This is a genomic window from Streptomyces sp. ERV7 (assembly GCF_001653515.1).
Classification (GTDB): Bacteria; Actinomycetota; Actinomycetes; order Streptomycetales; family Streptomycetaceae; genus Streptomyces.
The window spans coordinates 1-13053 of sequence record NZ_LYOY01000047.1; the positions used below are offsets into that span (position 1 = coordinate 1).

6 protein-coding genes and 1 pseudogene are annotated in these 13053 nt (G+C 72.5%); all 7 read left to right on the forward strand.

The window, feature by feature from the left end:
- Positions 1–478, forward strand: a pseudogene (locus A8W25_RS22810) (hypothetical protein); the annotation flags it as partial.
- A 374-nt stretch (positions 479–852) separates the two neighbouring features.
- Entirely contained in the window at positions 853–1056 is a 204-nt protein-coding gene (locus A8W25_RS22815; protein ID WP_067164473.1) for an MbtH family protein, read from the forward strand.
- A 139-nt stretch (positions 1057–1195) separates the two neighbouring features.
- Positions 1196–2107, forward strand: coding sequence for an ornithine carbamoyltransferase (locus A8W25_RS22820; protein ID WP_067164482.1), 912 nt, complete (start codon positions 1196–1198; stop codon positions 2105–2107).
- Positions 2108–2326: 219 nt separating this feature from the next.
- Positions 2327–5542, forward strand: a complete 3216-nt coding sequence (locus A8W25_RS22825) for a non-ribosomal peptide synthetase (protein ID WP_067164475.1) — start codon at positions 2327–2329, stop codon at positions 5540–5542.
- On the forward strand, positions 5532–10808 hold the full coding sequence (locus A8W25_RS22830; protein WP_067164476.1) for a non-ribosomal peptide synthetase: 5277 nt from the start codon (positions 5532–5534) through the stop codon (positions 10806–10808). Before A8W25_RS22825 ends, A8W25_RS22830 begins: the two co-directional genes overlap by 11 nt.
- A 119-nt stretch (positions 10809–10927) precedes the next feature.
- On the forward strand, positions 10928–11905 hold the full coding sequence (gene sbnA, locus A8W25_RS22835; protein ID WP_067164478.1) for a 2,3-diaminopropionate biosynthesis protein SbnA: 978 nt from the start codon (positions 10928–10930) through the stop codon (positions 11903–11905).
- An 83-nt stretch (positions 11906–11988) separates the two neighbouring features.
- Positions 11989–12990: a 2,3-diaminopropionate biosynthesis protein SbnB gene (sbnB, locus tag A8W25_RS22840; RefSeq protein WP_067164480.1), complete on the forward strand. Its 1002-nt coding sequence runs from the start codon at positions 11989–11991 to the stop codon at positions 12988–12990.
- Positions 12991–13053: the final 63 nt, after the last annotated feature.

The window sequence follows — 13053 nt, forward strand, 5'->3', positions numbered from 1 at the left end:
GGTGTCCCAGGGGGTGACGGGCCTGGCGAGCGCGTCCCGCCACGTCTTCCTCGGCAGCGTGCTGCTGGCCGCGGGCTGTGTCGTCTTCGCCTTCACGGGGTCGGGCGACTCCGCCTGGGTGGCGGGGGGCCTCCTGCTGGTCGCGGTGGCGGTGCAGGCGGCGGGCGAGATGATGCAGGCGGCCGGGGCCTGGGAGCTCAGCTTCGGTCTGGCCCCGGAGGGCAAACACGGCCAGTACCAGGCGTTCTTCGGCAACGGCACGACGGTCGCCGAGATGGTCGGACCGCTCGCCCTGACCGGGCTGATCGTCTACTGGGGGGCGCCGGGCTGGATCCTGCTGGGCGGGCTGTTCGTGGTGGCGGGCGCGGCGCTGCGGCCGGTGGTGCGCTGGGGTGCCCGCGTACGGGAGGCGGAGGCCGCCACGGCTGCCGCGTCGACGGCGCCCCTCGACAGCCTGGAAGCGCAGCAGCCCGGTTGAGCCATCCCGTCTCGATCTCAACCCCCTTTCCCACCTGGGGTTTTGAGGCACCACTTGGCCTGTTCGTCAGCCCTGGTCCCGTTTGAGGCGATCCCCGGAGTGGCGTGATCTACGCCACATTGCGATCACGTTGCGTCGAGAACTCGTGTCCGTAACACACCTTCGTGTCCAAGATCGTCAAACACCCTGCGTCAAATGGCCTCTCTCCAGGCCGAGTTACCGGTCAGTCGACCTTTTATCGAACCTAGTGTTCAGAAGAGGCGCGTGAGAGCCTGCGTGCCGCCACGGATTTCCGTCCGCGCTCAGCCGAGCCCGGAACGACCGTGGAATTCATCCATCTTCCGTAAATTGGTAACCCCAGTTCTGGAGAGCGCATGAACGACGAGCGGCGTTATCGCGTCGTGGTCAATGACGAGGACCAGTACTCGATGTGGCCGGCCGATCTGGAACTCCCCGCGGGATGGCGCGCCGAAGGGTTCGAGGGGACCCGGCAGGAGTGCGCGGCGCGGGTCGACGACGTGTGGACCGACATGCGCCCGGCCGGGCTTCGCCGCCGTATGGACGCCGCCGTCGGCTGACGGGACGCCGGGCCGCCAGGGGGCGGCCGCGACCGCCCGTGTGATCCATCAGCGAGGAGAGTGCACGTTGAGTACCGAAGCCAGCCGCGAACCGCGTCCGACCGCGACGGACGGGACCGGCACGGGTGCCGTCCGGCATCTGATTTCCACGAACGACCTGACCGACGCCGAGCTGAGAGCCCTCGTCGAGCGGGGTGCGGAGTTCTCGACCGGATCGGTCCGCTCCGGTGAGCAGCTGACCGGTCTGGTCGCCGGCATCCACTTCCTCAAGACCTCCACCCGGACCCGTACGTCGTTCTCCGCCGCCGCCCTGCGGCTCGGCGCGAAGATCGTCTCGTTCGGCCCCGACGACCTCCAGACCAACACCGGCGAGACCCTTGAGGACACCGCCGAGGTCCTGTCGCGGATGCTCGACCTGCTGGTGGTGCGCTCCGCCGGAGACCCGGCCGACCTGCGCGCCTTCGCCTCCCAGCCGCGGATGGCCGTGGTCAACGCGATGACCGCCGACGAGCACCCCACCCAGGCGATCGCCGATCTGACCACGATCCTGTGCCGCTTCGGCCGGATCGAGGACCTGCGGATCTGCTACGTCGGCGAGGGCAACAACACCGCGGCCGCGCTGGCGCTCACCCTCAGCCGCTTCAAGGGCGTCCACCTGGAGCTGCGCACACCTCCCGGCTACGGCCTGGACCCCGCCACCCTCAAGCGCGCGGCCGCCAACGCCGCCGCGAGCGGGGCGAGCGTGGTGGAACTGCACTCCATGGACAGCCGGCCGCAGGGCTTCGACGTCATCTACACCACGCGGTGGCAGACGACCGGCACCAGCAAGCCGGACCCCGACTGGCGCCGGATCTTCGCGCCCTTCCAGGTCAGCACCGCCCTGTGGGACAGCAGCCCGGACGCGGTGTTCCTGCACGACCTCCCGGCGCACCGCGGCGAGGACGTCACGGCCGAGGTCCTCGACGGCCCGCACAGCCTCGCCTTCGACCAGGCGGAGAACAAGATGTACGCGGCGATGGCCGTGCTGGAGTGGTGCGCCGGACGGCGCTGACCGCCTCCTCTTTCCACAGCTTTTCCAGAGCGCGGTTCCAGGGATCCCGCCGGGAATTCTCGGTCTCGGCGGCATTCCCTCCGTTTGGCATGCCCGCACACAGTTCCAGGCATGCCCGTGTGCAGTTCCGGAAAAATTCTCTACTCAATTCCTTTACCTCGATGGGGCCCTGATGAGGTGTGGGCGCACCCAGCGAGATGAACACGGGGGAAGTCTCACGTGACGTCAGCGTCGGACACCGGGCTGGAAGAAGTCCCGGCGGAATGGAACAACACGGCCCGGCAGGGCCTCGTCAGAACGCTGCCCCAGTTGTTCGAGGCACAGGCACATCGCACACCGGACAACACCGCGGTCGTATACGACACCACGGCGCTGAGCTACCGCGAGCTCAACGAACGCGCCAACCGTCTGGCGCGCGCCCTGATCAGCCGCGGCGCCGGTCCCGAGCGGCTGGTGGCCCTGGTGCTGCCGCGCTCGGCCGAGACGGTGGTCGCGCTCCTGGCCGTGGTCAAGGCGGGTGCGGCCTGGATCCCGGTCGATCCGGAGTACCCGGCGGCCCGGATCGCCGGGCTGCTCGCCTCGGCCCGGCCGCTGCTCGTGGTGACCACCGCCGACTGCGCCCCGGTCATCCCCGAGGGCACCGACACCCTGGAGCTGGACGACGCCGCCACCGTGCGGCTGCTCGCCTTACAAGCGCCCCACGACGTGACCGATGGTGAGCGGGCGAGCGGGCTCACCGCCGACCACCCGGCGTACGTCATCTACACCTCCGGCTCGACGGGCAAGCCCAAAGGCGTGGTGATGACCCACCGCGGGCTCGCCAGTCTGGCCGCCGACCACATCGAGCGGTTCGGGATCGTCGAGGGCGACGGGGTGCTCCAGTTCGCCTCGTTCAACTTCGACTGCTCGGTGGGCGACCTGGTGATGGCGCTGGCCTCGGGCTCGGCGCTCATCGTACGGCCGCAGGACTGTCTGTCCGGGCACCAGCTGGGCGAGTTGATCGAGCGGACGTCCGCCACCCATGTGACGATCCCGCCGCAGGTCCTCGCCGCGCTGCCGCCGGCCGCGCACCCCACCCTGAAGTCGGTCGCCACCGCCGGTGACGTGCTCACCGCCGAGCTCGTGGCCCAATGGGCGCCGGGGCGGCGGATGTTCAACGCCTACGGCCCGACCGAGACCACCGTGGACTCGCTGGCCACCGAGGTCGAGGCCGGTTCGGGTGCCCCGCCGATCGGGCGGCCCCTGGTGAACACCCGGGTGTATGTGCTCGACGACGACATGCGGCCGCTGCCCGTCGGCGCCGAGGGCGAGCTGTTCATCGCGGGTGCGGGGCTCGCCCGCGGCTATCTGCGTCAACCCGGGCTCACCGCCGAGCGGTTCGTGCCCTGCCCGTTCGGGGAGCCGGGCGAGCGCATGTACCGCACGGGTGACATCGCCCGGTGGCGGCCGGACGGGAACCTGGAGTTCCTGGGGCGGGTCGACGAGCAGGTGAAGATCCGCGGCTTCCGGATCGAGCCCGGCGAGATCGAGGCGGTCCTGAACCGCCACCCCGACCTCACGGCGAGCGTGGTGACCGCCCGCGAGGACCGGCCGGGCAACAAGCGGCTCGTCGCCTACGTCGTGGCCCGCGAGGGCACCGCGCCGGACCCGGCCGAACTGCGCCGCAGGGTGGGCGCCGACCTGCCGGACTACTTCGTACCGGCCGCGGTCGTCGTCCTCGACGCCTTTCCGCTGAACCCGAACGGCAAACTGGACCGCAAGGCGCTTCCGGTGCCGGACCTCTCCTCCCTGTCGTCCGGCCGGGCGCCGCGCACCGCGCACGAGGAGCTGCTGTGCGGCCTGTTCGCCGAGGTCCTGGGCATGGACCGGGTCGGCGTCGACGACGGGTTCTTCGACCTGGGCGGCGACAGCGTCATGGCGATCCAGCTGGCGGCCAAGACCCATCGGGCCGGCTGGGTGCTCGAACCCGCCGGTGTCTTCGCGCATCAGCGGGTGGAGGCGCTGGCCCCCCTTCTGACGCCCGTCGCCAGGGTGGCGACGGGCGAGGAGGCAGGTGCGAACCTCGGCCCCGTCCCGCTGGTGCCCGCACTGGTCCGCCTCGGACCGGCCCTGGAGGCGAGCCGCCAGTCCGTCGTCACCACCGCCCCGGCGGGTCTGCGTCCGGAGCTGCTCGGCCGGGCGCTCCAGGCGGTGCTCGACCATCACGACGCGCTGCGGACACGGCTGGAGGGCGACTCCGGCGCCCCGCGACTGCGGGTGCTGCCGCCGGGCTCGGTGGACGCCGCCGCCTGTGTGCGCCGCGTACGTCTGACGAACCCGGACACCGCCGAAGCCGAACTCGCCCGGGCGGTCGAAGAGGTCGAACTGTCCTTGGCAGACGGGCAGTCGCTGCTCGCCCTGTGGGGCGAGACGGGCGGGGGTCCGGGGCGGCTGGCTCTCGTCGGCCACCGGCTGGCGGTGGACCCGGCGTCCTGGCGCATCCTGCTCCACGACCTCCGTACGGCATGGACCGCCCTGGAGGCCGGCACCCCGGTCGTCCTCGAACCGGTCGGCACCTCCTTCCGCCGCTGGGCCTGCCACCTGGCCGACACCGCCACGGGCCCGGCCCCCGCCGAGGAGAGCGAGTGGGGGACCGGCACCCTGGCCACCGCCGACCCGCCACTGGGCAAGCGGCCATTGGACCCGGCGAGCGACACCACCGCCACGGCCCGCGAGCTGACCGTGACCCTGCCCGCCGAGACGGCGACTGCCCTGCTCACGACGGCGCCCGAGGCCTTCCACGGACGGGCCGAGGACGTGCTGCTCACCGGTCTGGCGCTGGCGGTCGGCCAGTGGCGCGCGCGGCGCGATCCGGCGGCGGGCGGTGCCGTACTCCTCGACGTGGAGGACGACGGGCGGCGGGAGTTCGTGCCCGGCGCCGACCTCTCGCGCACGGTGGGCCCTTTCGCCGACACCTTCCCCGTCGCCGTCGACCCCGGATCCCCGCCGTGGGACGAGGTGCACTCAGGCGGTGCGGCCGTCGGTGAGGCGATCAAGCAGGTCAAGGAGCAGTTGCGCGAGGCCCGCCCGCCGGCCGGGGCAGGTGTGCCGCAGATCGGCTTCGCTCACCGGGGCCGGGTCGCGGACGACACCTGGGAGGGCGCGGCCGCGCGGGTGGCCGCACACGGCCCCGCGGTCCCGGCGGCGCACGGCCTGGAGATCGCCACGCTCGCCGTGGGACCGCGGCTCACCGCCGTCTGGCGCTGGGTGCCCGACTGGATCGACGACTCCCGCGTGCGGGAGCTCGCCGAGCTGTGGCGGGAGGCGCTCGAAGGCATCGCCGCCCACGCCGAACGACCCTCTACGGGCGGCCACACCCCGTCCGATCTGACCCTGCTCTCCCTGAGCCAGGACGAAATCGACGACCTCGCGAGTGAGTGGGCCAATGACTTCTGACAACGCCGCCCTGACCGACATCCTGCCGCTGTCGCCGCTGCAGGAGGGCATGCTCTTCCACTCCCTGTACGACCGGCACGCCGTCGACGTCTATATGCCCCAGATGGTGATCGAGCTCGAAGGGGACGTCGACGCGGCCGTTCTGCGCGCCGCGATCGCGGCGCTCTTCGAGCGGCACGACAACCTCCGCGCCTGCTTCCGCACCCGTACCCGCAAGGGCGCACCCGTACAGCTCATACCGGCGCGGGTCGAGGTCCTGCTGCGCGAGTTCGACCTGCTCGCCCTCGACGAGCCGGAGCGCGAGGCCGAGCTCGCCCGGCTGATGGCCGAGGACCAGGTGGACCGCTTCGACCTGGCCCGCCCGCCGCTGCTGCGGTTCATGCTCGTCCGCCGCTCCGAGCGCGGCTGGCGGCTGGTGATGACCCATCACCACATCCTGCTCGACGGCTGGTCGATCCCCGTCCTGACCGGTGAGCTCATCGAGCTGTACCGGCGGCACGGCGACGGCTCTTCGCTCGCGCCGGTGGCCCCGTACAAGAGCTATCTGGCGTGGCTGGCCGGCCGTGGCCGGGACGCGGCGCGCGAGGCCTGGCGGCAGTCGCTGGCCGGTCTGGACGAGCCGACGCTGGTGGTACCACCGAGCGCGAGCCGGCTGCCCAGTCTGCCCGCCACGGTGGAGGCCGAGCTCGCACCCGGGCTCACCGAGCGGCTGACCGCGCGGATCCGCCGCCACGGGCTCACCCTGAACAGCGTGGTCCAGGGCACCTGGGCGATGGCGCTCGCCCGGCTCACCGGGCGCGACGACATCGTGTTCGGGGTGACGGTCTCGGGCCGTCCGGCCGAGATCCAGGGCGTCGAGCGGATGGTCGGCCTCCTGATCAACACGCTTCCGGCGCGGCTGCGGGTCCGCTCCGAGGCCTCGCTCGCCGAGCTGCTCGGCGGCCTCCAGCAGGAGCAGGGGCGGCTGCTGCCGCACCAGAACCTTGGACTGACCGAGATCCAGCAACAGGCCGGTGTGGGCACACTGTTCGACACCCTGATGGTGTTCCAGAACTACCCCACCGAGCCCGAGGCGGAGCACGGCCCGGAGCAGCGGCTGCGGGTCGTCGACGCGTTCAGCGTCGATGCCACGCACTACCCGCTCGGTCTGACCGTCTTCCCCGGCCCGTCCCTGCGCCTGCGCCTCGACCACCAGACCGATGTGGTCGACCAGGACACCGCCGAGCGGCTGCTCGGCTGGCTGGTGCGGCTGATCGAGGCGGTCGCCGACGACCCCTCGCGGCCGCTGTCGGCCGTCGACGTCCTGGGCCCCGAGGAGCGCGAGCGCGTCCTGGTCGAGGTCAACGACACCGCGCACGAGGTGCCGCGCACCACCTTGGCCGGGCTGTTCGAGGCCCAGGCGGCCCGGACGCCCCACGCGGTGGCCGCGGTGGCCGCCGGTACGGAGCTGACGTTCGCCGACCTCAACGCCCGGGCCAACCGTCTCGCGCGCGCCCTGGCCGACCGGGGCGCCGGTCCCGAGCGGCTGGTGGGTCTCGCCCTGCCCCGCACGCCCGAGCTGCTGGTCGCGGTGCTCGCGATCCTCAAGTCGGGTGCGGCCTATGTGCCCGTCGACCCCGACTACCCCGCCGCCCGCATCGCGCACCTGGTCGCCGACTCCGCGCCGGTCCTGGTGGTCACCACCACCGGCCTCGCCACCGCCCTGCCCGACGGCACACCGACGCTTCTCCTCGACGCTCCCGCCACCCTCGCGTCGCTCGCCGCGCACAGCGGCGACGACCTGCGCGACGACGAGCGCGGCGCCCCGCTCGACCCGCTGAACCTGGCGTACGTCATCTACACCTCCGGGTCGACCGGTGTGCCCAAGGGCGTCGCCGTCCAGCACCAGAACGCGGTCAACCTGTTCCACGACCACCGCGCCGAGTTCTACCGGCCCGAGACGGCGCGGGCCGGTCGCGAACGGTTGCGGGTGGCGCTGGCCGCCTCGATCTCGTTCGACGCCTCGGTGGCGGGACTGCTGTGGATGCTCGACGGCCACGAGCTGCACCTCGCGGACGACGAGAGCCGTTACGACCCGGTCGCCTTCGTGGACTTCGTGGCGAGCCGGCGCATCGACGTGGTCGACGTGACGCCGTCGTTCGCCGAGCAGCTGGTGGAGGCCGGGCTGCTCGACGGTCCGCGTCCTGCGGTGCTGGTGGTGGGCGGTGAGGCGATGGGCGAGTCGCTGCTCGGGCGGCTCGTCGCGGAGCCCGGGATGTCCACGTACAACTTCTACGGGCCCACCGAGTGCACCGTCGACGCCACCTCGCACCGCCTCGAAGGCGACGCCCGGCAGATCATCGGGCGCCCGGTGTGGAACACCCGCGCCTATGTCCTTGACCGGGCGCTGTCGCCCGCGCCCGTGGGCGTCGTCGGTGAGCTGTTCGTCGCGGGCGAAGGGGTCGCCCGGGGCTATCTCGGGCGGCCCGGGCTGACCGCGGAGCGCTTCCTGCCGTGCCCGTTCGGCGCGCCCGGCGAGCGGATGTACCGCACCGGCGACCTGGTGCGCCGACTGGCCGACGGCTCCCTGGAGTACGTGGGACGGGCCGACGAGCAGGTGAAGGTCCGCGGGTTCCGGGTCGAGCTGGGCGAGATCGAGGCGGTGGTCCAGCGCCATCCCGACGTCGCCCGGAGCGCCGTGGTCACCCGTACCGACCGGCTCGGTGGCGCTCAGGTGGTGGCGTATGTGGTCCCCAGCGCGGAGATCACCCCGGCCGCGGCCGAACAGGGCGCCACCACCGACTCCATGACGGAACGTCAGCTGGAGGAGTGGCTGGAGGTCCACGAGGCGATCGACACCGAGGAGTCGGCGCGCATCGCCTTCGGCGAGGACTTCGGCGGCTGGGACTCCAGCTACACCGGCGGCCCGATCCCGCTCGACGAGATGCGCCAGTGGCGGGGCGAGGTGGTCCGCCGCATCCTGGAGACCGGGCCCTCGCGGGTCCTGGAGATCGGTGTCGGCTCCGGCCTGCTGCTGGCCAAGGTGGTCGACCACGTCGGGGAGTACTGGGGCATCGACCTCTCCCCCACCGCGATCGCCCTGCTGGAGGCGCACATCCGGCGCGAGGGCCTCACCGACAGGGTGAAGCTGCGCAGCCAGCCCGCGCACGTGACCGACGGACTGCCCGCAGGCCACTTCGACACCGTGGTCATCAACTCCGTCGTGCAGTACTTCCCCAACGGCACATATCTGCGGCAGGTGATCGAGCAGGCCCTCGACCTGCTCGCCCCGGGCGGGCGCATCTTCATCGGCGACGTGCGCCGCGCCCGCACCCTGCGCGCCTTCCACGCCGCGATCCTCACGGGCCGCGCCGAGGACGACGTCCGGGACACGGGCGCGCTGGCGGCGGCGGTGGAGCGCGCCACGCTCCTTGAACGCGAACTGGTCATCGACCCCGACTTCTTCACCTCGCTGGCGGCCACGAGCGGGGGGCGGATCAGCGGCGTCGACATCCGGCTCAAGCAGGGCGAGCCGCACAACGAGCTGACCCGGCACCGCTACGAAGTGGTGCTGCACAAGGCGCCGGCGAGCCCCGCCTCGTACGCCGCACTGCCCGAGCGGGACTGGAGCGGCGAAGGCACCGGCCTGGACGGCCTCACCGCTCTTCTCGCCGGGCACGACGGGCCGCTGCGGGTGACAGGGATCCCCAACGCCCGGCTCGTCGGGGAGGTCGCGGCCGCCGACGCCCTGACCAAGGGCGCTCCGCTCGACGAGGTACGGGCCCTGCTCTCCCGTACGCCCGGCAGCGCGGTGGACCCGGAGGCCCTGCACGCCTGGGCACGGGTCAACGGCCTTACGGTGCACACCACTTGGTCGGGCGGAGAGGCGGACACCTTCGACGCCGTCGTCCTGTCGGGGGCCGAGGGCGTCCCCGGGCCGGTGCTCACCCTCGCCGATGTGTACACACCGCCGAAGGGCGTCCGGCCCTGGCAGGCGGCGGTCAACGACCCGGCCGGCGCCCGCCGCACCGGCGAGCTCGCCGTCTCGCTGCGCCGCCACGTCGGCGAGGTCCTGCCCGACTACATGGTGCCCAGCGCCGTCGTCGTCATGGACAGCCTGCCGCTCACCCCCAACGGCAAGCTCGACCGCAAGGCACTGCCCGCCCCCGACCTGGCCGGGCACGTGTCGAGCCGGGAGCCGCGCACCGAGCGCGAGGCCACGCTGTGCGGGCTGTTCGCCGAGGTCCTGGGCATCGAACGGGTCCGCATCGACGACAGCTTCTTCGACCTCGGCGGGAACTCGCTGCTCGCGATCCGGCTCGCCTCCCGGGTGCGGGCGGTGCTGGAACTGGAGCTGCCGGTCCGGGTGGTGTTCGAGTCCCCGACCGTGGCGGCGCTGAGCCCCCGCCTCGGGGTCGAGGACCGGGAGGCCGGGCTCGGTGTGCTGCTGCCGCTGCGCCGCACGGGCGGCCGTCCGCCGCTGTTCTGCGTCCACCCGGCGGGCGGTCTGGCCTGGCCCTACGCCCGGCTCGTCGGCATGCTCGACGCCGACCGGCCGATCTACGGCATCCAGGCCCGCGGCATCACCCGCCCCGACCTGGCGCCGCGCAGCACCCAGGAGATGGCGAAGGACTACGTCGAGCAGATCCGCACCGTGCAGCCGGAGGGCCCCTACAGCCTGCTCGGCTGGTCCTGGGGCGGCCGCATCGCCCACGAGGTCGCCGTCCAGCTGCGGCGGGCGGGCCAGGAGGTGGCCCTCCTCGCGCTGCTCGACGCCCACCCGCACGCCTCGGACGGGGCGTCCGCGGGCGAGGCGGAGTTCGTCTCGTACATCCTCTACGAGGTGGGCCTCGACCAGGGCGTCCTCGGCGAGGGGCAGCCGCTGACCTTCGCCCGGCTGCGGGACGTCCTCGCGGACAGCAGCTCACCGCTGGCCGAGCTCCTCGCGGAGAGCGGGTCCGCGCTCTCCGGCCTCGACGAGTCCACCCTGCGGGCGCTGTACGACGTGTACCGCAACGAGGCCGCCATCGGCGCCGAGCCGCCCGCCGAGCGCTTCGACGGCGATCTGCTGTTCTTCACCGCGGGCCTGGAGGCCGGGGCCGACTCGCTCGCCGGGCTGTGGCGGCCGTTCGTCGACGGCCGGGTCGAGAACCACGAGATCGCCTGCGCCCATCTGGACATGGCGGACGAGGAGCCGCTCTCCGAGATCGCGGCCGTCGTCGAGAAGCACCTCGCCACCGCCGGCCCGGACCGCGCGGAGCGGAGCACGCCCCCGTCAGGCGCCTGAGCCGCGCCGGGGGCCCCGGCACCACCGGGGCCCCCGGCCGCCACGCTCCCCACCCCGCGGCGGCCGAGCCGCCGCCGCGCGCTGCGGCGATCCCGCGGCACGGCAGAAGGACAACCGACATGATCTTCGAACGAGCATCCGACGTCGTGCTCGACGACGTCTTCCTCCACCTGCCCGAATTCGTCGCCGACGCCCGGGTGTTCCTCAAGCTCGAAGGGCTCAACCCGGCCGGGTCGGTCAAGCTCAAGACGGCCCTCGGGCTGATCGAGGCCGCGGAGGGGACCGGTGTGCTGCGCCCCGGCGCCACCCTCATCGAGTCGTCGTCGGGCAACCTCGGCATCGCCCTGGCCGTGGTGGCCGCCGCCAAGGGCTACCCGCTGACCGTGGTGACCGACCCCAACGCCACCCGGCAGTCCGTCCGCATGATGCAGAGCCTGGGCACCGAGGTGGTCGAGGTCACCGCGCGGGACGCGCAGGGCGGATATCTGCAGACCCGGATCGACCACATCCACCAGCGGCTCGCGGAACGACCGGAGCTGGTGTGGCTCAACCAGTACGCCAACCCCGCCAACGCCCGCGTCCACCGCGAGCGCACCGCCAAGGCCGTGCACCAGGGCCTCGGCGTGGTCGACGCGCTGTTCGTGGGCGCGGGCACCACCGGCACCCTGATGGGCTGTGTCGAGTACTTCACCCGCTACAGCCCGCGCACCCGTGTCATCGCCGTGGACTCGGTCGGCTCGGTCACCTTCGGACGGGCGGCGCCGCGCTTCATCCCCGGCCTGGGCACCAGCAGACGGCCCGAGATCTACACCGACAGCGGCGACTTCGAGAAGATCCTCATCAGCGAGGTCGACACCATCGCGATGTGCCGGCTCGTCGCCTCCCGGTACGGGCTGCTCGCGGGCGGCTCCACCGGCACCGTGCTGGCCGCCGTCCAGCGGCTCGGCCCCACCCTGCCGCCCGGCTCCCGGATCGCCGCCATCTCACCCGACATGGGTGACAAGTACGTCGACACCGTCTACTCCGACACCTGGGTCGCCGAGCGCTACACCGAGAATCCCGACCTGGCCGCGCTCGGACGGATCACCACCATGTGACACACCCGGCGCACCCCGCCCTCAGCAACCCACCGCGGTCGCACCCGCAGAAGCGGCCGCACCCCCAGAACAGGAAACACCCCATGGCGAACTTCACCGTCGTACCCGGCGCCGCAGTGTCCGCGATCCTCGCCGACTCGCACAAGGACGTCCTGCGCATCGTCACCGAGACCTACATTGCCCACGAGGAGGGCCAGTCGGTCAACCCGGACAGCTACTTCCTGCGCTTCCCCGAGAAGCCCAACGCCCGTGTCATCGCGCTGCCTTCCTACCTCGGCGGCAACGTGGACACCATCGGCATCAAGTGGATCGCCAGTTTCCCCGACAACATCGAGCAGGGGCTGCCGCGCGCCTCGGCCACCCTGCTGCTCAACGACTACGCCACCGGGTACCCGCTGGCCTGCCTGGAAGCCGCCAGCATCAGCGCCGCCCGCACCGCCGCGTCCGCCGCGGTCGCCGCCGCCGAACTGGTCGCCGCCGAACAGCCCGTACGCCTCTCCTTCGTCGGGGCCGGAGTCATCGCCCGCACCATCCTCGACTACCTCCACGCGAACGGCGTCACCGTCGCGGACGTCCTCGTCCACGACCTGGACGACACCAGCGCGGGCCACCTCACCGCGCACGCCGCCGAGCGGCTCGGTGTGCCGGTCGCCACGGGCAGCCTGGAGGAGGCCCTCACCCGCGACCTCGTCGTCTTCGCCACCACGGCCGCCACGCCCTACGTCGGCGGCGACACCCCGCTGCGCCCCGGCCAGGTCCTGCTCAACGTTTCGCTGCGCGACCTGTCGCCCGAGCTGCTGCTGAAGAGCAACAACGTGGTGGACGACGTCGACCACTGCCTCAAGGCGCAGACGTCCCCGCACCTCACCGAACAGCTCACCGGCGGGCGCGACTTCATCAACGGGACGCTCGGCGCGCTGCTCCAGGGCAAGGTGACGCTCGACGCGGCCAAGCCCACCGTCTTCTCCCCCTTCGGCCTCGGCATCCTCGACCTGGCGGTCGGCCACCACCTCCTGGGCGAGGCCCGGCGCCGGGGCAGCGCCGTCGAGATCCCCGACTTCATCGGGGAGACCACACGCTGGTGACGTGCGGCGGGAGAGGTCCCAGCGGGTGAGGGGGCGGGCGGTGCACGCTACGGACCGTGCCGC

What these genes read in the sequence shown, in the direction of transcription:
- A8W25_RS22815 (WP_067164473.1), top strand. Translation starts at nt 853, where the DNA reads ATGAACGACGAGCGGCGTTATCGCGTCGTGGTCAATGACGAGGACCAG.
- A8W25_RS22830 (WP_067164476.1), top strand. Translation starts at nt 5,532, where the DNA reads ATGACTTCTGACAACGCCGCCCTGACCGACATCCTGCCGCTGTCGCCG.
- sbnA (WP_067164478.1), top strand. Translation starts at nt 10,928, where the DNA reads ATGATCTTCGAACGAGCATCCGACGTCGTGCTCGACGACGTCTTCCTC.
- sbnB (WP_067164480.1), top strand. Translation starts at nt 11,989, where the DNA reads ATGGCGAACTTCACCGTCGTACCCGGCGCCGCAGTGTCCGCGATCCTC.